At 63.9% G+C, this 24689-nt stretch carries 23 protein-coding genes; 12 read left to right on the top strand and 11 right to left on the bottom strand.

All coding sequences use genetic code 11. The features are described from left to right. Positions 1–134 precede the first annotated feature (134 nt). Positions 135–1244, top strand: a complete 1110-nt coding sequence (locus tag A3E1_RS0106430) for a class I SAM-dependent methyltransferase (RefSeq protein WP_020519929.1) — start codon at positions 135–137, stop codon at positions 1242–1244. Here A3E1_RS0106430 and A3E1_RS45570 read toward each other — a convergent pair. Together A3E1_RS45570 and A3E1_RS0106420 are read right to left on the bottom strand one after the other, a co-directional pair. Further along, positions 1241–2290, bottom strand: coding sequence for a SigE family RNA polymerase sigma factor (locus tag A3E1_RS45570; RefSeq protein ID WP_020519928.1), 1050 nt, complete (start codon positions 2288–2290; stop codon positions 1241–1243). The genes A3E1_RS0106430 and A3E1_RS45570 overlap by 4 nt on opposite strands. A 22-nt stretch (positions 2291–2312) precedes the next feature. Next, positions 2313–3179: a bile acid:sodium symporter family protein gene (locus A3E1_RS0106420; protein WP_020519927.1), complete on the bottom strand. Its 867-nt coding sequence runs from the start codon at positions 3177–3179 to the stop codon at positions 2313–2315. A 95-nt stretch (positions 3180–3274) separates the two neighbouring features. Between A3E1_RS0106420 and A3E1_RS39220 the strand changes: the two genes are divergently transcribed. Next, positions 3275–3616: a type II toxin-antitoxin system PemK/MazF family toxin gene (locus tag A3E1_RS39220; protein WP_020519926.1), complete on the top strand. Its 342-nt coding sequence runs from the start codon at positions 3275–3277 to the stop codon at positions 3614–3616. Here the strand turns inward: A3E1_RS39220 and A3E1_RS0106410 are convergent. Genes A3E1_RS0106410 through A3E1_RS0106395 form a run of 4 tightly spaced genes read right to left on the bottom strand, consistent with a single transcriptional unit; the run spans position 3602 to position 6591 of the window. After that, positions 3602–4618, bottom strand: coding sequence for an adenosine deaminase (locus tag A3E1_RS0106410; protein WP_020519925.1), 1017 nt, complete (start codon positions 4616–4618; stop codon positions 3602–3604). The genes A3E1_RS39220 and A3E1_RS0106410 overlap by 15 nt on opposite strands. 12 nt (positions 4619–4630) lie before the next feature. Beyond that, positions 4631–4831 (bottom strand): hypothetical protein, encoded by a 201-nt coding sequence (locus A3E1_RS0106405; RefSeq protein WP_020519924.1) that lies wholly within the window; start codon positions 4829–4831, stop codon positions 4631–4633. Further along, on the bottom strand, positions 4824–5801 hold the full coding sequence (locus tag A3E1_RS0106400; protein ID WP_020519923.1) for a hypothetical protein: 978 nt from the start codon (positions 5799–5801) through the stop codon (positions 4824–4826). The genes A3E1_RS0106405 and A3E1_RS0106400 overlap by 8 nt, the downstream gene beginning before the upstream one ends. Positions 5802–5823: 22 nt before the next feature. Continuing rightward, positions 5824–6591 (bottom strand): methyltransferase domain-containing protein, encoded by a 768-nt coding sequence (locus A3E1_RS0106395; protein ID WP_020519922.1) that lies wholly within the window; start codon positions 6589–6591, stop codon positions 5824–5826. A 174-nt stretch (positions 6592–6765) separates the two neighbouring features. Here A3E1_RS0106395 and A3E1_RS0106390 point away from each other — a divergent pair, with 174 nt between their 5' ends. The 7 genes from A3E1_RS0106390 (at position 6766) to A3E1_RS0106360 (ending at position 14410) form a co-directional block, all read left to right on the top strand. Continuing rightward, complete coding sequence (locus A3E1_RS0106390; RefSeq protein WP_026208143.1) at positions 6766–8118, top strand: ABC transporter substrate-binding protein; 1353 nt, start codon at positions 6766–6768, stop codon at positions 8116–8118. Between the two features lie 9 nt (positions 8119–8127). Beyond that, a complete protein-coding gene (locus tag A3E1_RS0106385) occupies positions 8128–9108 on the top strand; it encodes a carbohydrate ABC transporter permease (RefSeq protein ID WP_020519920.1) in 981 nt (326 codons plus the stop codon). Further along, the gene (locus A3E1_RS0106380; protein WP_020519919.1) at positions 9105–9971 is read left to right on the top strand and encodes a carbohydrate ABC transporter permease; all 867 of its coding nucleotides are present in this window, start codon (positions 9105–9107) and stop codon (positions 9969–9971) included. Before A3E1_RS0106385 ends, A3E1_RS0106380 begins: the two co-directional genes overlap by 4 nt. Before the next feature lie 24 nt (positions 9972–9995). After that, on the top strand, positions 9996–11324 hold the full coding sequence (locus A3E1_RS0106375; RefSeq protein ID WP_020519918.1) for a TrkH family potassium uptake protein: 1329 nt from the start codon (positions 9996–9998) through the stop codon (positions 11322–11324). Further along, positions 11317–11985 (top strand): potassium channel family protein, encoded by a 669-nt coding sequence (locus A3E1_RS0106370; RefSeq protein WP_020519917.1) that lies wholly within the window; start codon positions 11317–11319, stop codon positions 11983–11985. The genes A3E1_RS0106375 and A3E1_RS0106370 overlap by 8 nt, the downstream gene beginning before the upstream one ends. Positions 11986–11996: 11 nt before the next feature. Then, positions 11997–12560, top strand: a complete 564-nt coding sequence (locus A3E1_RS0106365) for a GNAT family N-acetyltransferase (protein WP_020519916.1) — start codon at positions 11997–11999, stop codon at positions 12558–12560. 515 nt (positions 12561–13075) lie between these two features. Next, positions 13076–14410, top strand: a complete 1335-nt coding sequence (locus A3E1_RS0106360; protein WP_020519915.1) for a GH1 family beta-glucosidase — start codon at positions 13076–13078, stop codon at positions 14408–14410. 58 nt (positions 14411–14468) lie between these two features. On the opposite strand, the gene A3E1_RS39215 is transcribed toward A3E1_RS0106360, so the two are convergent. Beyond that, on the bottom strand, positions 14469–15773 hold the full coding sequence (locus A3E1_RS39215) for a serine/threonine-protein kinase (RefSeq protein WP_020519914.1): 1305 nt from the start codon (positions 15771–15773) through the stop codon (positions 14469–14471). A gap of 119 nt (positions 15774–15892) precedes the next feature. Here A3E1_RS39215 and A3E1_RS0106350 point away from each other — a divergent pair, with 119 nt between their 5' ends. Next, positions 15893–16435 (top strand): C2 domain-containing protein, encoded by a 543-nt coding sequence (locus A3E1_RS0106350; RefSeq protein WP_020519913.1) that lies wholly within the window; start codon positions 15893–15895, stop codon positions 16433–16435. A gap of 109 nt (positions 16436–16544) precedes the next feature. Further along, complete coding sequence (locus A3E1_RS0106345) at positions 16545–17642, top strand: lytic polysaccharide monooxygenase (RefSeq protein WP_020519912.1); 1098 nt, start codon at positions 16545–16547, stop codon at positions 17640–17642. Here the strand turns inward: A3E1_RS0106345 and A3E1_RS0106340 are convergent. Next, complete coding sequence (locus A3E1_RS0106340; protein WP_020519911.1) at positions 17639–19174, bottom strand: cation:proton antiporter; 1536 nt, start codon at positions 19172–19174, stop codon at positions 17639–17641. The two genes, A3E1_RS0106345 and A3E1_RS0106340, sit on opposite strands and share 4 nt — an antisense overlap. Positions 19175–19411: 237 nt before the next feature. Between A3E1_RS0106340 and A3E1_RS39210 the strand changes: the two genes are divergently transcribed. Continuing rightward, positions 19412–21664: an ATP-binding cassette domain-containing protein gene (locus A3E1_RS39210; RefSeq protein WP_169454370.1), complete on the top strand. Its 2253-nt coding sequence runs from the start codon at positions 19412–19414 to the stop codon at positions 21662–21664. Between the two features lie 185 nt (positions 21665–21849). Here A3E1_RS39210 and A3E1_RS0106330 read toward each other — a convergent pair whose 3' ends face one another. The 3 genes from A3E1_RS0106330 to A3E1_RS0106320 are packed head-to-tail and all read right to left on the bottom strand — an operon-like array spanning position 21850 to position 24679. Then, entirely contained in the window at positions 21850–22284 is a 435-nt protein-coding gene (locus A3E1_RS0106330) for a DUF4395 domain-containing protein (protein WP_020519909.1), read from the bottom strand. Then, positions 22277–22681 carry a TlpA family protein disulfide reductase gene (locus A3E1_RS0106325; protein WP_020519908.1) on the bottom strand — a complete coding sequence of 135 codons (405 nt, stop codon included), beginning with the start codon at positions 22679–22681 and terminating at the stop codon, positions 22277–22279. Before A3E1_RS0106325 ends, A3E1_RS0106330 begins: the two co-directional genes overlap by 8 nt. Before the next feature lie 24 nt (positions 22682–22705). Continuing rightward, entirely contained in the window at positions 22706–24679 is a 1974-nt protein-coding gene (locus A3E1_RS0106320; RefSeq protein ID WP_020519907.1) for an MDR family MFS transporter, read from the bottom strand. Between the last annotated feature and the right edge of the window lie 10 nt (positions 24680–24689).

Raw genomic sequence — 24689 nt, 5'->3', positions numbered from 1 at the left:
CTTATGCGTGTCTGAAAACGGTGCGCTTACGCTAAGGCCGCGCCGGAGGTTTAGCGCCTTCCGGTTCCGGACATCAACTGGCATCAGACACAGAAGACTCCCGCTGTTCACCACTCTTCGTTAGATTGATGCTTATGGCACTGGCCGACACTATTTCCAAGCGCTATAGCAGCTATTTCGCCACCCGGAAGCCGGTTTCTTTCGCGGTGGAAGACGTTAACGGCACGATGGTCACGCTTGGGCCCGATAGCCCGCTTTTCACCGTCCGTGCCACGGATCCGCGCGGCGCTCAGGCGCTCGCCGGGCTCGACCAGTTCGCCATCGGTGTCGCCTACCTGCGCGGCTGGCTCGACATCGAGGGCGATCTGATGACAGCGCTGAAGATGCGGGGCATGTTCCATGACCGGCATCCGATCGCGTGGATCACGCGGTTCATCAAGGCCGACCGCCCGGCCATCTCGTCGCATTACGACAATGACTCTGACTTCTTCCTGACGTTTATGGACAAGCGCCACCGCTGTTACACCCAGGGTGTCTTCGAGCGCGACGACGAACCGCTGGAAGACGCGATGACCCGCAAAATGGACCTGGCTCTGGAAGCCATCGGGGCCAAGCCCGGCGATCACGTGCTGGAGGTTGGCGGCGGCTGGGGTGCGTTCATGGAGCACGCCGGCAAACGGGGCGTTAAGGTCACGGCGCTGACCCTGGCCGAGGAGTCCGAGCGCTACCTCAACGACCTCATCAAGCGTGAGGACTTGCCGGCCGAGGTGATTCGCCAGCACGCCTTGGAGTTCAAGGCGCGGCACCGCTATGACGCCGTGGTCAACATGGGCGTCACCGAGCACATCCCGGACTACAAGACGACACTGCGGCAGTACGCGTCTTGGCTCAAGCCCGGCGGACGGGTCTACCTAGACGCTCTGGCCATGCGCAGCAAGCACCGGGTGTCCACGTTCATGGCGCGCTACATCTATCCGGGCAAGTCCTCTCCCCTTGTGCTGCACCAATATCTGCGGCACGTGGCACGGTCGCCGTTCGAGCTGATCAGCGTCGACGACGACCGCCACAACTATCACCTCACGTGCGCGGAATGGGCACGGCGTCTCGACGCGGCCCGTGACGATGTCGTCAAGCGCTGGGGCGACCCGTTCTACCGTCGCTTCCGCCTTTTCCTGTGGGGTTCAGCGGCAAGCTTCGACACCGGTCTCGTCCAGGCCTACCGCTGGGTTCTCAAACTGCCTTAAGAAGACGATGCCGGCTGCGGTTGCTCCCATGGCGCAGCCGGCCCTATCGCGACCACCCAATGGGCATGAGCGCGTTCGGGTTCCACCGTCACGGTCACGTCGCTGCCAACCAGACCTGGCTCGGCTTCAAAGACTTCCTTCTTCAGCGGCGCGGTGTAGTCCCAGAAGATGACCGTTCTTACCGGTACGCCGTTTAGCTTCACGGTGTACCGGCCCGGTGTCTGTGAGCGCACCGTTATCTTCATGCGGGCGTGCCAGCGCACCGTCACCGGCGGCCCAAAGATCGCGACCGCCCCATCGAACATCCCATAGGTGTCAAGCACAATCGGCGCTAACACGCTTGGCGGCGACGGAAACTGATAAGAGTCAAAGGAATCCGCTGTGGAGGGAACCACGCTGGGCGGCGTGATCGGAGGCGACTGGTCCACTTGCGGTCTGAAAACCAGAAGTGCCGCGACAGTCGCCAGTGCGAGCACCAAAGCCACGGCGACGTTGCGTCGGCGGGCAGCGGCGACGCGATGCCGCACACCCGAAAGACGTTGCGTGCCTTCGGGAACCGTCAGCGGGGCCGGCAGCTGGCTCAACAGCGCGGGATCGGCCCGCAGCGAGGCGATGCCCTTGGCGGCATAGCTGCGCACAGCACCGGCCGAAACTGACATCAGTTCAGCGATCTGCGTCTCGCTCAGGTCCTCGAAATACCGCAGTACCAAGACAGCCCGTTGCCGCTTGGGCAGCCGGCCGAGCGCCCGCAAGACGAGATCACGATCGTCCACATCGGACTGTGCTGGGCCATAGCCGCGTTCCGGGATCAAGCCCGTGGGAACTTCGCCGTTCCAGCGCCGGCGCCACCAGGAGCGAAACGTGTTCACTAGCACGCGGCGCACGTACGGCTCGGGATCGCCCTCGATGCGATCCCAAGCCGCCCAGCTGCGGGCTAACGCGGTCTGGAGCAGATCCTCGGCCAGCGCGTGGTCTCGGGTCAGCAGGTAGGCCGTGTGCAGCAGCCGGTGTGACCGGGTGGCCACGAAGTCGTCGAAGTTCTCCACGTAAAGGAGGACTACCTAGCCCTCACGAAACGCTTCGCCGTTCCCGCACGACATATCCGAACGCCGCCGCCGTGAAGAACATGATGAGGCTGTAGACGGCAGCCGGGACGGCCATCTCGCTGTTGTTGAGCAACGCGGGCGAAATCGCGATGGCGATCGCGAGGGTTCCATTGTGGATGCCGATTTCCATCGCGGCGGCAACCGACTCGGGCTTGCCGACCTTGGCCAGCCGTGGCGCGAAATAGCCCACCGCGAGGCTAACCAGGTTGAAGGCCAAGGCGACAGCGCCGGCCGCGGCGAAGTATTCGCCGAACTTGTCGAGGTCCTTGATGATCGCGCCAGCGATGACGACGACGAGGACGAGGACGGAAAGGATGCGCACCGGCTTGTGCATGCGATCGGCGAAAGCGACCGAACGCGACCGGATGAACATGCCGAGGGCGACGGGAAGCAGCACGATCGCGAAGACCTGCAGCACCTTGTCGAACTGGAGCCCAATTTGGCCGGTGCCCGACATGAAGTGGGCGACCGCGAAGTTGACGACGATGGGCAACGTGAACACGGCCAGGACGGAGTTGACGGCCGTGAGCGTCACGTTCAGCGCCACGTTGCCGCCGAAGAGGTGGCTGTAGAGGTTGGCCGTCGTCCCGCCCGGTGAGGCGGCGAGCAGCATCATGCCGACGGCCAGAACGGGTGGCAGGTCAAAAGCGATGACCAGCCCGAAGCACGCCGCGGGAAGCAAGATGACCTGGCAGACCAGGGCGATCAGCACGGCTTTGGGAAACACGACAATGCGTTTGAAGTCGGCAATCGTCAGGCCAAGACCGAGACCGAGCATCACGATGCCGAGCGCGATCGGCAGGAAGACCGCGGTGAATACCGAATTCATAGCCGAGGATTCTTCATGCCTTTAGGTCCCCCCGGATATCAGCCGAATAGCCGGCCCTCGGCTGCTCCGCCGAGCGCGCCGTTAGGATCTGGCGCATGTTGTCGTGGCTTTGGCGAATCCTGTTCAACCGCAAGGCGCGGCCGGGTGAGATCTGGTGGGCCGACGTTCCGTTCGAAGACGGCCCCGGCTCCAAGGTGCGCCCGTGCCTCATCGTGCGCGTGACCTTCACGGGCTATGACGTCCTGAAGATCACGAGCCAGGACCAGAGCCGCCGCCGCGATCACATCCAGATCGAGACGCGCGCCTGGGACCGCAACGCGGACAAGAACAGCTACCTCGACCTCACCGACCCGATCCGCATTCGCACGGTCGACAACAAGGCTGGCGCCCTCGACCGTCCAACGTGGACGAAGGTGCGCAAGCTACATAGCGTGTGACGCGACGTAGCTGTCGATCTCACCGAGGATGGCCCGCTTCGTGTCCAGTGGGGCGAAGGACTGTTCCACCGCGTTGCGGGCCAGCTGGGCCACACCGCGCTCATCTAGCTCCAGCAGGCGCGCGGCCACGGTGTACTCATTCTCCAGGGTCGTGCCGAACATCGGCGGATCGTCGGAGTTGATGCTGAACTTGACGCCGGCCTGGGAAAGCAATGCCAGCGGGTGCTCTTCGATAGCGGGCACGGCGCGCGTGCACACATTGGACGTTGGGCAGACCTCGATCGGCAGCTGGTGCTCGGCGAGATAGGCCATGAGTTCCGGGTCCTGCGCCGCCGAGATGCCGTGGCCGATGCGGTCCGGGGTCAGCTCGTTGATGGCGTCCCAGATGGTTTGCGGCCCAGTCGTCTCACCCGCGTGCGGCACGCTATAGAGCCCATTGGCTTTCGCCATCGCGAAGTAGGGCTTGAACTGTGGCCGCGGCACGCCAATCTCCGGCCCGCCCAGGCCGAAACTGATGAGGCCTTCCGGCTTTTCTTCCAGAGCTGTCTTCAGCGTGACCTCCGCGGCCGGCAGCCCTGCCTCACCGGGGATGTCGAAGCACCACCGCAACTGGATGCCCAGTTCCCGCTCAGCCGATAGCCGCGCGTCTTCGATCGCCTCGCAAAACGCGGTCGCGGGCACGCCGCGCTTGATGTGCGAGTAGGGCGTGACCGTCAGCTCGGCGTAGCGGACGTTCTGCCGGGCCAGTTCCCGCGCGATTTCGAAGGTCAGGATGCGCACATCCTCGGCATCACGGATGAGATCGACGACACTCAAATAGACCGTCACGAAATGACCGAAGTCAGTGAACGTGAAGTAATCCTTCAAAAGCTCAGGATCAGCCGGTACTGGAGAAGCACCTTCATGACGTGCCGCGAGTTCGGCGACGATCCGTGGGAGGGCTGAACCGACGTGGTGGACGTGAAGTTCGGCTTTGGGCAACCCGGCGATGAAGTCCTGCATGCTCTACAGAACTTACTGTGCCTCAATTGTCCCGCTGTCGCGGACCCTAACCTCAACTCCTTGGACGGTGGCGGGAAGGCTGACGGCCTGGGTCACCCAAACATCGATCGTAGGTGACCCGTCATCGGCACGCCCCTGCCCCACCATGACTACTCCGGGCACGGTTCCAACCCACTCCTGCGCCTTGGCCAGGGCAGCGGCTACTTCAGCCATCCGCGATCTTGACTCCTAAGAGGCGTTGCACGGCTTCGATCGTATTGACGACGGTTGCCAGCGTAGACCCTGCGAAGAGCAGACCGACAGCGGAACCGTCCAAGTCGGCAACCAGGCTCCCGGAGTCGCCGGGTTCCGACATAGGTGTGGTGATGAGCTGCCCGATGAACCGGGCGACCTTGCCCGAGCCGTAGTTCACGTCGACGGTGGCGTTGATGTTGACGATGCGTCCCGTCGTGAAGCCGGTGGTGCGGCCGGTCTTGGATAGCAGCAGCCCGACCTCTGGCGTGAGGATGCTCTTGCGCATGTTGCCGACCCAGTGGATGCGTCTGTCTAGATCGGACAGTTCCACCTCGGCGATGGCCGCGTCGACCTCGTTCTGCTGACCCTGGCCGAACTTGATTTCCACGAACCGGCTCAGCTTGCCGATCTGGTCGGCCTGTGTGCCGCCGTCATACGGTCCCGGTTGCAGGATCGCGTCGCCCACCGCGGCGTCGTTGGAGTTGGCGAGCACATGGTTGTTGCTCAGCAGGTAGAACTTCGACGGCATGCCCGGAAACGGTTGCGCGTCATAGCATCCGGTCGCGATCGTGCCGGCCGTGATGGCATGGTGCCCCACGCTGATGCCACCGAACGCGGGCCGGAACTTGCGGGTCAGGCTGACGGAAGCGGCCGCGAGCGGGCGGGGATCGGCGCGCAGGATGCCGACCTCCTGCACATCGGTGGGGATGCCACCGATGGCGGGAGGCACAACCTCTGTCGCGGGAAGCGTCTGCGCGGCGACCTTGTTTTCGACCAGGACCACGATGGCCCGGTCCGGTGTCGGGATCCCCGCGACGACTTTGTGCCCCAGCGCCACACCGACGATGCTGGGCACCGCTAACAGTTCGTCCTGAACGGACATCTGCGCGCGGGCGAGGTCTTCGTATTCGACCGGGACCGAAGGAGGAATGGGCATCGGCTCAGACATGGCTCAGTCTAAGCCGTCCCGCTCACGAACTTCGATAGCCGACCGCGAAGACACGCAGGAACGGGAAGTCAACCACCCCATCGTGCGCGGGATAGGCCTCTGCCAGACGCGGCTGCAGTTCGGCGCAATAAGCGAGAAAGTCGTCATCGGACAGTGCCGCCCGGACGGGCCGCAGCGCCGTTCCGCTAAGCCACGTGAGCACGGGATGGTGCGCTCCCGTGACCGGGAGCTGATGCACATACAAGGTCTCCCACGTGTCGACGTGGTCGCAGCCCGCCGTGCGCAGCAGGCGGGCGTAGTGCACCGCGTCGCCCACGGAACGCTTGTCGGCCATGAACCCGAGCTTGGCGGACCATTTCGCTGTTCCGCAGAGTTCACGCAACAGCACGTGCGCGGGGGCGTCGTGGTTGGCGGGCATCTGCGCGGCGATCCACCGGCCGGGCTTGACCCAGCTGGCGAGGATCTCATCGGCACCTTCGACCCACTGAAGCATGGCGTTAGTCACGATGACGTCCACTTCGGCACCGGGCACGTGCGCGCGAACGTCACCCACCGCGTAGGTCGCGAGGGCCGATGGCGTCTGCGCCGCGGCGATCATTTCCGGCGAGGAGTCCACTCCCCGGATCTGAGCGTCCGGCCAGCGGACGGCAAGGGTCTCGGTGAGGTTGCCGGGACCGCAACCTAGGTCCTCGACAACTCGGGGCGTTTCGGCCTTCACCCGCCCGACAAGATCGTGAAACGGGCGGCCCCGTTCATCGGCAAAGCGCAGGTAAATCTCGGGATTCCACATGGCTACCTCCAACAAACCGTACGTACGTCTTGTTTATATCACGATCTCCTACCGTTGTTTCCGGCAGGTAGCCAAACCGTTACAGACCCTGCAAGGATGAGGTCTGGACACGCTCCCGAAACTTCTTGCATGATTTTCAGTGTCTTGCATCGGCAACTGAGGAGGAACGTGCTGATGGCCTCTCACCTACAGCGCAAGCTATTCGCCCTGGTGGGCGTAGCAGCGCTGGCGCTAACCGCCACCGCCTGCAAGGGCGGTAACACGGATACTGGCGCGAAGGACAAACTAGACACTCCCGAGTGTGCTGCCTTTACCGATTACAAGGGCATCGCTGGCAAAACCGTGACGGTCTACTCCCCCATCCGCGACGCCGACGGCAAGCTGATGGAAGACGCCTGGAAGGCGTGGGCAGACTGCACCGGCGTCACTGTCAAATACGAAGGCAGTGCTGAGTTCGAGGCGCAGATCAAAGTTCGCGTCGATGGCAACCGTGCCCCCGACGTCACCCTCATCCCGCAGCCGGGTCTGCTGGAGTCATTCGCCAAGGCCGGCAAGCTCAAGCCGGTTGGCGACAAGACCAAGGCCATGGCGGAGAAGAACTTCACCAAGGACTGGCTGAAATACGGCACGGTCGACGGCAAGCTCTACGGCGCCCCGCTGGGCTCCAACGTCAAGAGCTTCGTCTGGTACTCGCCGAAGATGTTCAAGGACAACGGCTGGACCGTCCCGACCACATGGGCCGAGCTGATCACCCTCAGCGACAAGATCGCCGGTGAAGGCAAGCTCAAGCCTTGGTGCGCGGGCATCGGTTCCGGTGACGCCACGGGCTGGCCGGCCACCGACTGGATCGAAGACATCGTGCTTCGCGACCAGGGCCCGGACGTGTACGACAAGTGGGTCGCGCACAGCATTCCGTTCAACGGACCGGAAATCACCTCCGCCACTGACCGCGCCGGCAGCATTCTCAAGAACGCGGCCTACGTCAACGGTGGCTACGGCGACGTGAAGTCCATCGCGACGACCACGTTCCAGGACGGCGGCTTGCCGATCGTTCAGGGCAAGTGCGCATTGCACCGTCAGGCGTCCTTCTACGCCAACCAATGGCCTAAGGGCACCAAGGTCGCCGAGGACGGCGACGTGTTCGCCTTCTACTTCCCGGCGATCGACCCGGCCAAGGGCAAGCCAGTGCTCGGCGGTGGCGAGTTCACCGCCGCGTTCACCGACCGGCCCGAGGTCCAGGCGTTCCAGACCTACCTGGCCAGTGAGCACTACGCGAACACCCGCGCCAAGACCGGCAACTGGGTGAGCGCCAACAAGGGCCTCGAACTGGCCAATGTGTCCAACCCGATCGACAAGAAGTCGGTTCAGATCCTGCAGGACCCGGCGACCGTGTTCCGGTTCGACGGTTCCGACCTGATGCCAGCGACCGTTGGCGCGGGCACGTTCTGGAAGGGCATGACCGACTGGATCACCGGAAAGTCCACAAAGGAAACTTTGGACTTCATCGAAAACTCCTGGCCCAAGTAAGCAACGACGATGAGCTTCGATTTCGCGATCGAAGGCGAGAAGCTGATGATGCTTGTTTACGGCATCATCGGCTTCGCCGCTGTTATGGGGTTGCTTCTACTCGCGCTGGGCAAAGTGGATAGCCCTAAGGACCGCTGGGTCGCCATCGGCTTCCTCGCCCCGGCCGGGATCTTGCTGAGCATCGGCTTGATCTACCCGGCGATCCGCACGCTGACACTGTCCTTTTTCGACTCCTCGTCGACCTCCTTCGTGGGGCTGGACAACTACGTGTGGATGTTCACCCACGCCGAAACCCGGGAAACCTTACGCAACACCGCTTTGTGGGTGCTGCTGGTGCCGACCCTGTCGACGGCTGTTGGGCTCCTCTACGCGGTGCTCGTGGACCGCACGAGGTTCGAGTCGTTCGCGAAATCGCTCATCTTCATGCCGATGGCCATCTCGTTCGTTGGCGCCGGCATCATCTGGAGTTTCGTTTACGCCTACCGCCCCACCGAGTCAGACCAGATCGGGCTGGCCAACCAGCTCGTGGTCTGGCTCGGCGGGGAACCGCAACAGTGGCTGCTGGAAGACCCGTGGAACACGATGTTCCTCATCGCCGTGCTGGTTTGGATCCAGGCCGGCTTCGCGATGGTGGTGCTCTCGGCGGCGATCAAGGCGATCCCCAGCGAAATCACCGAAGCCGCCAGGCTCGACGGGGTCACTTCAAGCCAGATGTTCTGGCGGGTAACGGTTCCGAGCATCAGGCCAGCTTTGATCGTGGTCCTGGTGACCATCTCCGTGGGTACGCTGAAAGTCTTCGACGTCGTGCGGACGATGACCGGCGGCCAGTTCCGCACCAGTGTCATCGCGAATGAGATGTACAACTACGCGTTTCGTTACGACGAGGATGGCAAGGGCGCCGCGCTCGCCGTCTTCCTCTTCCTCCTGGTCACCCCGATCGTCTTCTACCAGGTCCGGCTAGTCCGCCAGCGCCGCAAGGAGGCCCGATGAGCTCGGAAGGCAGAGTTCGCAAGCGGTTGACGAGCCGGACGGCTAGCCTGGTCGCGATCGTCATCGCTGTCCTTTGGACCACACCGACCTTCGGCTTGCTCATCTCCAGCTTCCGCCCCGAGCTGGAGATCAAGACCAACGGCTGGTGGAACTTCTTCGGTGACCCGCAAGTGACGATGGCTAACTACGAGGAGGTCCTGCTAAACCAGGGCCTGCTGAGTTATTTCATCAACTCGCTCGTCATCACCATTCCGTCGGTGCTGTTCCCGGTGGCGTTTAGCGCCATGGCCGCATATGCCTTGGCGTGGACCAGATTCCGCGGCCGTGACTGGATTTTCATCGGCATCTTCGCCTTGCAGATCGTGCCGTTGCAGATGGCGCTAATCCCGATGCTGCAGATGCTCAGCCCGGTGCAGGAGGCGCTCATCTGGCCCTACCCGACCGCGACGGTCTGGCTGGCGCACACGTGCTTCGCTTTGCCTTTGGGCATCTTCCTCTTGCACAACTTCATCTCGGAGTTGCCCGGCGACGTCATCGAGGCGGCCCGGGTCGATGGGGCGAGCCATGCCCGCATCTTCCGTCAGGTCGTGCTGCCGCTGATCGTGCCGGCGCTGGCTAGCTTTGGCATCTTCCAGTTCTTGTGGGTGTGGAATGACCTTCTCGTCGGCCTCGTGTTCGCCGGCGGCGGGCCTGACAACGCGCCCCTAACGGTCCGCCTGGCCGAAATGGCAGGCAGCCGTGGGCAAGAATGGCAACGGCTTACCGCCGGTGCGTTCGTGTCCATCGTGGTGCCGCTGATCGTGTTCCTGAGCCTTCAGCGCTACTTCGTTCGCGGTCTGCTGGCCGGCAGCGTTAAGGGCTAGATCGCGCATGGTAAGAACAACTCCATGCGTCGGTGGCTGCAGCACCCTGCCCGGTTAGTCCCGGTCGCCTTTCTGTGCCTGATCGCCGTCGGCACGGTGCTGCTCAGCCTGCCCATCGCGCGGCGGGGTCCCGGAGGCGCGCCCTTTCTGACCGCTCTGTTCACCTCGGTCTCAACGGGTTGCGTCACCGGGCTGTCCGTTGTGGACGTAGCGACCTACTGGACCCTGTTTGGCCACGTCGTGCTGCTGGTGCTGATGCAGATCGGCGGCTTCGGCATCATGGCGCTAGCGACCCTGCTTAGCTTCATCACAGCGCGCCGGCTTGGGCTGTCCGGGCGGCTCGTGGCCCAGGCGGAGACACACGCGGTCGGGATTGGCGACCTTCGGGGTCTACTTCTGCGGGTCGCCGCCTTCATGGTGATCGTCGAAGGCGCTGTCACCGTGATCCTGGCCCTGCGGCTATGGCTTGGCTATGACTACCCGTTCGGTGAAGCGGTGTGGCAGGGCTTTTTCAGCGCGGTGTCGTCGCTGAATAACACCGGCTATACCTTGATGCCCGATAACACCGTGACCTTCGTGGCCGACTGGTGGATCTGTCTTCCGATGATCTTCGCGATCATCGCGGGCAGCATCGGTTTCCCTGTCATCTATGAACTCAGTGGCCGGCGACGGCCCAGGCAATGGTCGGTGCACACACGCATAACCGTTTGGGGAACGGCCTTCCTGCTTTTCATTGGTTTCGCGGCCATGCTCACGTTCGAGTGGAACAACCCGAAAACCTTTGGCCCACTTGACCTGCCCGCCAAGATCTTGGCTGCCCTGTTCCAGGGGACCTCTCCGCGAACGGCGGGCTTCAACAGCGTGGACTTCGGGCAGATGAACTCCGAAACACTCCTCGTGACCGACTGGCTGATGTTCATTGGCGGTGGCAGCGCTGGCACCAGTGGCGGCGTCAAGGTCACCACCTTCTTCTTGCTGCTGTTCGTCATCCTGGCTGAAGTGCGCCGTGAACGCGACGTCGTGATCGGCAAACGCCGGATCGCCGAGTCAACGCAACGGCAAGCCATTACCGTGGCGCTGCTGAGCATCGCCGTAGTGGCCGCGGGGACCATCGCCTTGCTCGCCATGACGGATTTCTCGCTTGAGCGCGTGTTCTTCGAAGCGATGTCCGCCTTCGCGACCGTGGGCCTGACGACAGGCATCACCTCCAGCCTCGGGCCGGCCGCGCAAGTGGTATTGATACTTCTGATGTTTGTTGGCCGCGTTGGCATTGTCACCGTGGCATCGGCGCTGGCGCTCAGTGAGCGGCCCGCGCGTTACCGCTATCCAGAGGAGCGTCCGATCGTTGGCTAGCCAGCAGGCAAGTGAAGAAGCTGTTGTCGTCATTGGACTCGGCCGTTTCGGCGGCACGATCGCCGAGTCCCTGGCGAAGCTGGGGCACGAGGTCCTCGGCATCGACCACAGCATGAAAGCGGTGCAGGAATACGCCGACCGCCTCACCCACGTGGTGCAGGCCGACAGCACCGACGACGACGCCTTGCGCCAGCTTGGCGTATCGGAGTTCAGCCGGGCCGTGGTCGGGATCGGCACCAGCGTGGAGGCCAGCATCCTGACCGTGGTCACGCTGGCCGACCTGGGCGTGCCCCAGATCTGGGCGAAGGCCATTTCGGCCAAGCACGCCAAAATCCTGTCCGCGGTGGGGGCGCATCATGTCGTGCAGCCCGAAGCGAGCATGGGTGACCGGGTCGCGCACCTCATCACGAGCAAGATGATCGATTTCATCGAGTTCGACGATGGCTTCGCGATCGCCAAGACCCGTGCGCCACAGGAAGCGATCGGCAAGACGCTGCGTGATTGTGCCCTGCGCACGAATCATGGCGTCACGGTCGTGGGCGTGAAGCGGCGCGGCGAGGACTTCACCTATGCCCAGCCGGAAACGCTGGTCCCACCGGAAGCGCTGCTCATCGTGGCCGGCTCAGTCGACAAGGTGCAGCGGTTCGCGGCGATCACCTAGCATCTGCGTTTGTGAACGATATTCGCGTTGCTTTCCTGAGTGATCTACCTCAGCTCGCGTCCACCCTCGCCGACGCGTTCGACGACGATCCGGTGTGGACGTGGATGCTGCGCGACTATCGCGCCCGGGAACGGGTCTTCACAGCACTCCTGAAGCACGCGATCCCCCGTGGCCACGTCTACACCATCGCGGGCAACACAGCGGTCACCATGTGGTCTCCACCCGGGCAGTGGAAGCTGCCCACGGGCGCGATGCTCAAGTCGGCCGCGCCCATGGTTCGGGCCGCCGGGACGCGCCTGCCCCGTCTTCTAGGGCGCCTGACAGCGATCGAGAAACTTCACGAAAATGTCCCACCGGCCCACTGGTACCTCGAATTCATTGCCACAGCGAGGAAAGCGCAAGGGCAGGGCCTCGGAGCCGAGTTACTCAAAGCCGCACCCAACAACGGGCTTGCGATCTATCTAGAGTCGTCGAACCCCCGGAACCTGGCGTTCTATCAGCGGCATGGCTTCAGCATCACCGGAAAACCGCCGATGAAGTCAGGTCCTCCACAGTGGACGCTCTGGAGAGATTAGTTTCAGCAATGTTGCGCACCGATTCACAACTCGCTATCGTCTGAACAACACCGTGGGAACGCTTCCACGGAAGGTCATCGATATTGCACCGGCCTGAGTGAGCCCGGAATGCTTCAGGCCGATTGCATCTGAGAGAACGGGCCGGCCGCCAATGGTGGCATGCAACGGGCCACGTCGGGCTGCCTTGACTGCAGCCCGCAGGTGACTCAATGCGGCCCCTGCGTTCACCGGACGCAAGTCCGGATGGCGCAAGCCACGGCGGCCGGCTCGACCTCCCGGGTGCCCGGAAAGGAGGTAGCCGCCGCCTGCAAGCGGCGGTAGCGACAAACGTCGCGTGCCAACGGCTCCCGCACACATCTGTCCTGTGTGGACACTTGTGTTTGCACCCGTGGGGGCAGGGACTGCCCTTCCCTGTCCCCACACCTTATCGCCTATCCCCCGCAATCTCATCCCCCGAAGTCAACTATGCTTATGGGTGGGAGCGTTCCCACCAAGATTCGCCCGAGGAGCACCGTATGCAACCTGGACTGGGACTGCGCTTCCCGGAGAGCTTCATCTGGGGAGCCGCCACATCGGCGTACCAGATTGAAGGTGCCTCCAATGTGGACGGCCGAGGGCCGTCGGTCTGGGACACGTTCAGTAAAACCCCAGGGAAAGTGCGCAATGGTCATCACGGCGACGAGGCCGCGAACCACTACCACCTCTGGGCTTCGGACCTGGACCTGATCAAAGAGCTGGGGATGAAGTCATACCGCTTCTCCATCTCGTGGTCCCGGGTGCTCCCCACCGGCAGCGGCCCGGTCAACCACAAGGGACTCGACTTCTACAAACGTCTCATTGATGGGCTCCATCAGCGGGGCATCTCGCCGATGGTCACGCTCTATCACTGGGACACCCCTCAAGCCCTGCACGACCTGGGCGGCTGGGAAAACCGTGATACCGCACTGAAGTTCGCCGACTACGCCGCACTGGTCGCCCGTTCGCTGGGTGACACCGTGCCCACTTGGCTCACGCTCAACGAGCCGAAGACCGTCGTCCAAAATGGATATTTGCACGGCTCACACGCGCCGGGCCACCGAGACCAGGCAGCCGCTTACGTGGTGGCACACCACCAGTTGCTCGCGCACGGCCTTGCCGTGCAGGCGATGCGGCCCCACCTGCCCGCCGAGGCTGGCATTGGTGCTTCCCTGAACCTGCACCCTTGCTATCCCGCTGACGGCAGCGCCGAAGCCGCGGCACAGACCTACCTTTACGACGGTTACGAAAACCGGCTCTACCTTGACCCGATCTTCAAAGCCGAGTATCCGGCCGACGTCCTTGCCGACATCGCCCGCTTCTCTCCTATGGAGACCTATATTCGCCCCGGCGACCTGAAGACCATCGGCGAGCCCGTTGATCTGCTCGCCGTGCAGTACTACACCCCTATCTATGTGACAGGAACGGGCACCACCGAGGTGCGCCACCCCATCAGTGAAGCCTTCTGGCAGCAAATCTTCCCTCAGGGCCTCTTCGACATCTTGCTCCGCGTCAAGCAGGACTACGGCGATATCCCGCTCACGATTACCGAGAATGGGCTGCCTACGCCCGACTCCCTCGGCACAGACGGGACGGTCAGCGACCCGGGCCGGGTCGAGTTCCTGCGTGATCACTTCGCCGCCGCGCATAAAGCGATAGAAGCCGGGGTAAACCTGAAGAGTTACCACGTCTGGTCACTCATGGACAACTTTGAGTGGCAAGAGGGTTACGAAGAGCGATGGGGGCTGATTTACGTGGACTATCCCACGCAGCGGCGCATCCCTAAGCAAAGCGCCCGCTGGTTCAGCGATGTGATCCGCTCCGGCGCGATCTAGCTAAAAGCTCCCCGGGCGGTCCGTGACAGCTGACTCCGTGGCCGCTCGGGAATAACCCCTACGCCTGCATCGCTCTCGCGACACTGTCCAAGGCGGACCGCAGTTGGGACGCCAGGGACTCTGGGACGGACCGCTCTCGTTCGCGGTCGTTGATTTTCTCCCGCACACTGTCCAAATGCGACAGCTGCGTCGCGTTGCGCACCATCTGTTCCAGGTCGAGGCCCACATCTGAGCGGATCGTCCCGGCCGCCACCCCATCGTTTACGAGCGTGTAGAACGCTGACCGCGCTTGCTGTTCCGTCATCGGCGGCGGGGTCACGCTCGGTGTCAGTGACGGCGGGATCGGGATGTAGGGCGCGCCGGTCTGTGACACGGAAGGGCTTGGCGTGGTGGCGGCCGACGGCACGGCTGACGATGGCGCGGGCTGAGTCGGCAGATTCACCGGTGTTTGCGGTGCGTTCCAGGGACGCCAGAGGGCGATGAGGGCGGTCAGCACCGCGACCACTGAAACGACAGCGGCCACACTGCGCCGGCGTGACGGGGCGAGCATGCCCTCCAATCGCGACCGGATCTCCGCCGCCCTGGGGCGCTCGTGCGGATCCCGGCTAAGCATCCGCCTTATCAGTATTTCCAAGGCGGCCGGTGCTCCGGGAGTACGCAATGGGATTGGTCTTGGATGTTCTGCCGCGACGTCATCCCAGCCGCGGACCTTGAAGGGCACCCTCCCGGACAGCATCTCGTAGAGGATGACGCCGAGGGCGTAGACGTCGGTGGCAGCGTGGGCTGGGGTGCCGTCAAGGCGCTCCGGCGCGACGTAGGCCGGGGTGCCGAAGCTGGCTCCGGTGCTGTCGTCATCGGGCTCGCCAATCTTCGCGGCGATGCCGAAATCCAGGACAGTCACCTGTTCGCCGTGGATCACCACATTGTCCGGCGTGATGTCGCGATGCACGACGCCGCGATGGTGCGCGTGGTCGAGCACGGCGGCGACGCGGGCACCGATGCGCACGGCGGCGGTCCACTCCAGCGGGCCGGCCGCGATGAGGTCAGCGAGCGGCTCGCCTTCCACGAGCTGCATCACCAGCATGCCGAAGGCTCCCAGATGGACGAAGTCGTGCACGCTCGCCACATCGGGATGGTTCAGCCGGGCGCCCGCCCACGCTTCCCGGCGGACCAGATCACGCAGGCGCACATCGCTGGACAGGGAAAGGTCCAGCACTTTGACCGCGACGAGACGGTCGAGCGTCTCATCGTGCGCACGCCAGATGACCGCCATGCCGCCCAGCCCGATCCGGTCAATGAGCCGGTACCGCCCCGCGAGCAGAACCCCTGGTGACAGACCGTCGTCGCGCAACACACCGGTCATGCTCGCATCTGTTCTGGCTACTCACAATCGTTGCCCAAGCCTTAGACACGTGATGCAATAACCGGTGGGAGTCCTGGGCCGCGACGGATCCACTGGTGACCGTCGAGAAGAGATCCCCCATGTCTTCCATCAAATCTTTCCTGCGGCGCCACCGCTGGTGGCTGCTTCCCGAGTTCCTGGCGGTGGTGGCCGTCGCCGCCGGGCTCGTCTACCTGCGCGGCGACGGCCTGGCCGAGCAACTCGCCGCTAAGGCGCGCGTGACCCTCGAGGAGTTACAGCCCGCCCGGCTTGAGCTCTATGACCTGCAGGGCCACAGCCACGGTGGCGGCAACGTGGGCAAAGTCATTTGCACGGCCGAAACCTTTGGCATGGAGCCCGCCGAAGCGCAACGAGTGGAGGACGTGAAGGTCATCTACGCCCGGTACCTGTGCGCGCTCGTCCAAAGAGGAACACCGTGGGACTACGCGAGCCGCAGTTCGGGTCCCGTCGTCATCAAGCTGACCGATCCGCCCTATGTCCAGATCCCGCCGTCGGGCGACGGCTACCCCGACCGCGTGCGCGCGCTGTTCCCCGACACCCTTGAGCCACAAGCGTTCGCGGGCTTCAGGGACAAGGGCAAAACCGTCGATCTACTCAAGCGGTATCACGAGACGGTGTCCTAAGCGGAATTGTCATGGGAGCGTTCTCATGAGAGACTTCTCCAGAGCCCGCATGGCACGCGCGTCTAGCAATCCCTGATGCCTAAATCCCAGACACCGAAAGGGAAACAGGGTGAAACGCAGACGCCAGCTCTTAGCCAGCCTGGCCGCCGCTATCGTCACCGCGAGCGTCGCAGCGGTAATGATTCAGACCGGCCCGGCCCAAGCCCACGGGGCGACGATGTTCCCCGGCAGCCGCACTTGGCTGTGTTATCAAGATGGGCTCCGTCCCAACGGAGCGATTGAGGCGTACAACCCGGCGTGTGCCGCGGCGATCGCCCAGAATGGCACGACCCCGCTTTACAACTGGTTCGCGGTGCTCCGCTCGGACGCCGCTGGCCGCACGGTCGGGTTCATCCCGGATGGACAGTTGTGCAGTGCTGGAACGGGTGGGCCGTATAACTTCAGCGCCTACAACGCGGCCCGCACCGACTGGCCGCTAACGCACCTGACCACGGGTGCGAACATTCAGTTCCGGCATAGCAACTGGGCACACCACCCCGGAACGTTCTACCTGGCTATCACCCGCCAGGGCTGGAGCCCCACGTCCCCCTTGGCGTGGAGCGACTTGCAGGAGTTCGCGAGCGTCACCAACCCCCCAGCCAACGGCGGGCCGGGCGCGCTGAACTACTACTACTGGAACGCGCAGCTGCCCACCGGGCGCAGCGGCCGGGCCATCATCTACATCCGCTGGGTGCGCTCGGACAGCAATGAGAACTTCTTCAGCTGCTCCGACGTCATCTTCGACGGCGGAAATGGCGAGGTCACCGGGGTCGGGCCGAACCAGACTCAGCCGCCGCCCTCGTCGCCGCCACCGTCCTCGCCGCCGCCTTCGTCGCCACCGCCTTCCTCGCCGCCTCCCGGCGGGGCGTGCACCGCGACGTACGCCAAGACGGGTGAGTGGAACAACGGCTTCCAGGGCGGCATCACTGTCCGCAACAACAGCACGAGTGCCAGCCTCAATGGCTGGACCGTCACGGCGACGTTCGCGAATGGACAGACCGTGACGCAATCGTGGGACAGCACGTATAGCCAGAGCGGCAATACCGTGACGTTCCGCAACGCGGGCTATAACGGCACGATTTCGCCAAGTGGCACCAGAACATTGGGCTTCCTGGCGAACTGGTCGGGAACGAATTCGGCACCGACGCTGGCCTGCTCGTCTCCTTAGCTGGCCGCGGTTTTGAGGTCTAGCTGACGCAGGAGGTCATCGACCGCCTCAGGCTCGTGCGGCCGTCTACTTAGGACGGCCGCACGGGCCGCGGCGAGCATCTCGTGGCGGACCGCGAGGAAGCGCTGGCGTTGCGGAAAGCGCGTGTCGCCCTGCTCCTCGTCTGGCTCGCTCACCACGTTGCGGAACCAGATCGACAGCCAGTCTTCTTGCTCTGCCGTGATTTCGCCCGTGCGCTGCATCTCGGCCAGCCGCTGGGCGGCAGCGTCCACGGCGACTTCGGTCAGCTCTCGCTCGGCGATCCTGCGGCGCTCGAATCCCGTGTTCAGGCCCAGCTTTCGCACCAGCCAAGGCAACGTGAGCCCGGGCAAGGTGAGGGTCACCAAGGCGACGACGACCGCGACGAAGATGATTTGGTTGCGGCCCGGGAAACTTTCCGGCAAGGCGAGCGCGGTGGCCACGGTGACAACGGCCCGCATTCCGGCCCAGGACACCACTAACAGCTCGCGCCAGTTGCCCGGCGAGTCCTGATCACGCGCGTGTCCCTGACGGAGCCAGACGTAGCCACCGACGACGGACATCCACAGGAACCGCACGATCAGGAGGGTCAGGCACACGAGCAGAGCGAACGAGACGTAGCCCCATGCGTCGCGCCCGACATGGCGCAGCACATCGACGAACTCGATGCCAACGAGCCCGAACGTAAAGCCGGTCACGAGCACCTCGACGACTTCCCAGAACGGACGGCCATAGAGCCTGCCCTCCACGTCGTCAGGGTCCACCTTGCGGGCACTCATCCAGAACGCGGCCACGAGCACGGCCATGACACCGGAGGCTTTCGCGGACTCCGCGCCAAGGTAAGCGGCATAAGGCGTCACCAGACTCAGCCCGGCGCGCAGTCCAGCTCCGCCAAGCTTGTCGGCGAGCCAGCCGAAGACGACCGCGTTCACGATGCCAATACCGATGCCGGCCAGAGCCGAGTAAACGAAACTGCCCGCCGCGCTCCACCACGACAGCGATCCCGTGAGCACGCCCGCGACGGCGACCTGATAGATCGTCAGCGCGGTCACGTCGTTGAACAGGCCTTCACCTTCGAGCAGCGTGATGATCCGCCTGGGCAAACCGAGGCGACTGGCCACAGCTGAAATGGCGGCAGGATCAGGCGGCGCGCAGATCGCTCCTAAGACGACAGCCGCGCCCAGCGGAAGCGCGGGGTGGATGCGTGTGGCGACAAAGGCGACGGCGGCTGTCGTGACGAACACGAGCGCCACCGCGAGGGTGAGGATGGGCCGCCAGCCCTGCACGAAGCGGCGCCAGGAGCTGTTCTGGGCGGCCGTCCACAGCAGCGGGGGAAGAACGAGCGGAAGGATGAACGAAGGTTCGAAGCCGAAGTCGCGTCCCATGGGCAGCAACCCGAGCACGACACCGAAACCGGCGGCGATGACAGGACTCGGCAATCGCAGCCGTTCGCCAAGCGGAACCGAGATAAGTCCCAGCACGAGCAGGAACAGCAGCACACCCTCGTTGGTCACAAAGGTGATTATTAGGATTTGAGGGCCGGTACGTGCGGTCGCCTCGCGGCGAGTGGCGCACTAGGGCTCCGAGCTTGACCTGGTATTCCCTAATGGCTTTTGTAGTTGAGGCCCGGGGACACTGTCCACGCACCAGCCTCGACAAGAGTGCCACGTGATCGCTATTCCCGCCACGGAACTATGTCACCTTTGAGCGTGAGCTTGATCTAAGTGCGGGACTACCGCCAAGATGTCCGAGTGTCAAGCGAGAACCCCTCAGCTACCGCCCCTGCGGTCGCAGCTGGACAGACCCCTAACGCCGCCGTGCAGCACGCGGCACGCATCCGCATCGGGCGAGATGCCGACAACGACGTAGTCCTGGCTGACCTGCAGGTTTCCCGGCATCATTCCGAGGTCCGCCGTGTCGGCGACACTTACCAGGTCGTCGACTTGGGCAGCCGAAACGGCACCTACCTCAATGGACGGATGGTTCAGAAGCCAACCGTGATCCACGCTGGGGACGTCGTCTCCATCGGCCGTCACGAGTTACTTTTTGACGGCCACCGCCTCCATGACCACGTAGATACCGGCCCGGCATCCCTTCTCGCCGACGACCTGACGGTCCGCATCGGGAACAAAGTGCTTCTCGATGACGTGAGCTTCGCCCTCGCCGAGGGCAGCCTGCTCGCCGTCATCGGCCCCAGTGGCTGTGGCAAGTCCACTTTGGTCAAAGCGCTGACCGGCCTGAGGCCAGCGACCCAGGGCCGCATTTGGTACGGCGGACGCGACCTCTACGCCGACTACGCTCAGCTGCGCTACCGGCTCGGCATGGTCCCGCAGGACGACGTGCTGCACAAGCAGCTCAAGGTCCGCACGGCGCTGCGCTTCGCCGCCGCGCTGCGCTTCGCCGACGACGTCCCGCGTAAGGTCCGCTGGGCCAAGGTCGATGAGGTCATGCAGACGATGCGCCTGACCGAGCGCGCCAAGCAGCGCATCGACACCCTGTCGGGCGGTCAGCGCAAGCGTGCCTCGGTGGCCATGGAGCTGCTGACCGAACCGTCGTTGTTCTGCCTCGACGAGCCCACGTCCGGTTTGGACCCCGCGCTCGACAAGGAAGTCATGATGGAGCTGCGGGAGCTCGCCGACAAGGGCAAGACCGTGGTGATCGTGACGCATAGCGTGCTGCACCTGGATGTTTGCGACCGCGTCCTCGTCATGTGTCTCGGTGGCACGATGGGCTACTTCGGCCCGGTGGAACAGCTGCTCGGCTTCTTTGACGCCGAGGACTACGCCGATGTCTTCCAGAAGATCACTGATGAGCCAGAGCGCTGGACGCGGGCCTTCCGCAACTCGCCGCTCTACGCCCGCTACGTGAGCGCCGTGACGCCCACTGAGCGATCTGCTCCCCGTCCGGCTCTGGCCCCGGTGGCTGTTGTCGACGAGATTCAGATCCCGGCGGCGGCGGAACCGCACCACACGCAAGAGGTGCCGGCGAGCGTCACTGTTCCGGCGCAGCGCAGCGGACAGCTCGACGACGAGCCGACGTTGCACGTCATCCCGACTGACATGCCCCCGGAGCCCGAGCCGATTCAGCCCGGGCCGACGCTGGCTCGCACGAGGCCAAACGCGCCGCAGGCCAAGCCGGGCACGGCCAACATGGACAAGCAAGGCTGGCGCCTGTTCGCCCGCAACCCCAGTGCCCCGCTGCGCCAATACATCACGCTGTGCAACCGGATGTTGCGGGTCATCTTCTCCGACCGCGGCTTTAGCGCCTTCTTGATCGCTATGCCGTTAGTACTGGCGCTGCTGTCCTACACCGCTCCGGGCGACAACGGCCTGAAGTTCGGCACGTTCACCCAGGGCATTCAGGCCCAGCAGCTGCTCGTCGTGCTGGTCACGGGCGCGGCGTTCCTCGGAACCGCGGCAGCCATCCGCGAAATCGTCAACGAGGCGGCGATCTACGCCCGTGAACGTGCGGTGGGCTTGTCCGCAGCCGCCTACCTGAGTTCGAAGATCACCGTCTTCTTCCTCATCAACACGGCGCAGACGGCACTGTTCGTTTACTTGGCCCTGTTCGAGGGTCCGCCGAGCAAGTCGCTGGTCTTCCCGAGCCAGACCGTCGAAATCATCGTGGCCATGGTGGCTCTCGCGCTGGTGTCGACCCTGCTTGGGCTCCTGTTCAGCGCACTGGCCCGCACCACGGAGCAGACGACACCCATCATGGTCGTGCTTGTCATGGCGATGCTGGTCTTCTCCGGCGGTCTGTTCCTGCTTGCTGGCAGCCCGGTCATGGAGTACATCTCCTGGATCTTCCCGACCCGCTGGGGCTTTGCCGCCGGTGCTGAGACCACGCAACTGGCGGCCATGCTGCCCAAGGGATTCCAGGACCCACTGTTCGTGCACGACAAGGGTCTCTGGATAAAGAGCATGGTCTTCCTGTGCGTCCAGGCCGTGGTCTTCATCGCTCTGACCCGCCTGGCCCTGCGCAGGCACGAACCCGGTCGCTCATAACCATTTGCGACACCAGCCTCCATGCCGCGACCCCCGCGGCATGGAGGCTTTCCTTTCACCAGCCGCCGCAGCCCCACCGGGCGAAGCCACGAAGCAAGCGCGTTTCCCGCGTTAGACAACCTGCGGCCGAAGCCACGAAGCAGCCGGCATTACGGCGCGAAACGGCAAGCGGTGGCAGGTGACAGCTAACGCGAGGCGGGGACGCGGGCGGTCAAGGGACGGCCGACGAGACGGCGGTAGGCGAGGTAGACCTCGCAGCCGAGGCACAGGCCGAAGGCGGCATTGAGGAACGCGGCCGCCAGGGCGAAGGACGCCGCGACGATGCCGAGCACGGGCAGCCCTGTGAAATAGCCGATCGCGGAGACGGTGGCGAACACGAGACCGACAGTCTGGGCGAACCGCACCGGGGCGGCTGGTTCCAGGTCGGCGGGTGGCGAGAGCCGTGGCGCGACCAGCCAGCGGTACAAAAGCCCATACGGGCCGAGCCGCACAGAGAAGGCTGTCAGTCCAAACACGACGGCCTGAGCCAGCATGAGCCAGCCTGAACTGAACGTCAGGGCAAGCAGCACAACGACTGTCGTCAGGGCGGCGGCGAAGCGTGGCCCACGGGGATCAAGCATGGACGACTCCAATCGCGGAGCGAAGCTGTTCCAGGGTCGGGACGCCCTGGATCCGCCCGGCGACGTTGCCTGACGCATCGATGATGAACAAGGTCGGGGTCTTCCACACGTTCAGGGAGCGCACGGCGTCGAGGTGACTCTCCGCGTCGACCTCAACATGATCAACGTCCGACGAGGAAGCAAGCGAAGCGCAACGCACGCGCACAGCCCGGCACGGGGCACAGAAGGCGGATGAGAACTGCAGCAACGTCACGCGCCCGGGCCTGACGCCGAGTGAGGCGAAGTCAAAAACAACACGGGCCGCGACGAGCTTGCCCGCTCTAGAGCGGTGGAACAGCCCAAAGCCGAGGGCCGCCACGAGAACGGCGGCCCCGGCGAACAAACCGGTCAAGCCCACGTCAGCAAGACTGGCACACAGTTGTTAATTTGACTTAGCGGTTGATTCCTCAATCACAAATTGCCGCGCGGCGGAATCAAGCGCCTGTGAGAACTCTTCGTCTCCGACGTCTTTCCAGTCGGACAGTTCCGAGGCGAGCCAGTCCCGCCAGGCGGCCGAGATCCGGTCGTATTCGGCGAGGCCACGTGGCGTCATCCGCAGCTCGCCCTCAGTCTCGAAGAGGTAGCCGTCCCGGATGCACCGCTCGAAGGCTGGCCGCAGGACGCCAGGCGGCAGGTGATAGCGCGCGGCAATCGCCGACAGTTGCGCGTCGCCACGGTATTCCCCGAACAAGGCGACCCGGGATAGGCACCACGCATTGGCCGAATCCATGGGTACCCCCGCGGCTTTTAAAACACCCGGCGCGGCCTCGACGCCCTTGCGGCGCCAGACCCGCGATATCGCGGCCTCGAGCAGATCGGCCCGGTTGTCGTTCTCGGGCATCGAGAAGCCTTCGCCCATATCGGAAGCCGCCGCCTTGGCGGTGTCCCGCAACGGAACTTCCTTGAGGAAGAAGGCGATCAGCATGGCGAGGATGCCGATCGGGACAGCGAAGAGGAAGACGTTTTGCAGCGCGTCGGCATAACCACCGACCACGATGTCGCGCAACGGTTCCGGTAGCGAGTGCACGCCTTTCGGGCTCTGCAGCACGTTCGGGTCGACTCCGGCTGGCAACGCGGGAGCGTTAGCGAGCTGATCGCGCAAGCTGTTGGAGTAGACCGTTCCAAACAAAGCGACCCCAAAAGAGCTTCCGAGGGTACGCAGGAAGGTCACCCCCGAGGTGGCGACACCCAAATCCTTATACGCCACCGTGTTTTGCACCACGATGGTGAGCACCTGCATGCTCAGGCCCATGCCGAGCCCGAGAATGAACAGGTAAAGCGAGGACACGAGCAGTGAGGTCGAGGCGTCCATTCGCGACAGCAGGAACATGCCTAGCGCGGTCACGCCGCCGCCCAGAATCGGGAAGATCTTGTAGCGCCCGGTCCGTCCCACGATCGTGCCGCTGGCCATAGAGGTAATGAGCAAGCCGAACACCATCGGCATCATCCGCAGCCCGGATTCGGTCGCTGACACGCCTTCCACGTATTGCTGGAACGTCGGCAGGAATGTCATCGCGCCGAACATGGCGAAGCCGACGATGAACGACAGGATCCCGCAGAGCGTGAAGACCTGATTGCGGAACAATCGCATGGGCAGCATGGGTTCTGGGGCTCGCGACTCCACGAAGACGAACAGTCCCAGCAGAAGGAGCCCGGCGACACCAAGTCCGATAATCGTTGGCGAGCTCCACGCGTACTCGACACCGCCCCAGCTGGTCATCAGGATCAGGCAGGTCGACGCGGCCGCGATCACCGCGATACCAAGGTAATCGATGATCGGATGCGACGTCGGCTTGATGCGCGGCATCTTGTACTGGCAGTAGATGATCAGCGCGATGCCGATGGGAATGTTGACGTAGAACGCCCAGCGCCACGACAGGTGGTCGGTGAACAGTCCGCCGAGCAGTGGCCCAAGCACGGTGACGACACCGAACACGGCACCGAGGGCTCCCTGATATTTGCCGCGTTCCCGCAGCGGAATGTAGTCGGCGATCAGTGCCATCGCCGTGACCATCATGCCGCCGGCGCCGATGCCCTGCACACCGCGGGCGATGACGAGCCACAGCATCGAGTCGGCCATGCCGCAGAAGATCGACGCGATCAGGAAGATGGCGATGGATACCTGGAAGACGATCTTGCGGCCGAAAAGGTCACCGAGCTTGCCGACGAGCGCGGCCGCGATGGTTTCGGCTAGGAGGTAGGCGGTGACGACCCAGGAGATATGCGACGCTCCGCCGAGGTCACCGACGATCGTGGGCAGGGCCGTCCCGACGATGGTCTGGTCGAGTGCGGCAAGGAACATACCGATCGCGACGGTGCCGAAGACAGCGTTACGGCTGACGGAAGTGACCTCCACGAGACCACTC

This window comes from Catelliglobosispora koreensis DSM 44566 (assembly GCF_000379685.1).
In the GTDB taxonomy this organism is placed as follows: domain Bacteria; phylum Actinomycetota; class Actinomycetes; order Mycobacteriales; family Micromonosporaceae; genus Catelliglobosispora; species Catelliglobosispora koreensis.
The sequence above is the reverse complement of the archived record's forward strand: the minus strand, read 5'-3'. Positions and strand labels throughout refer to the sequence as shown.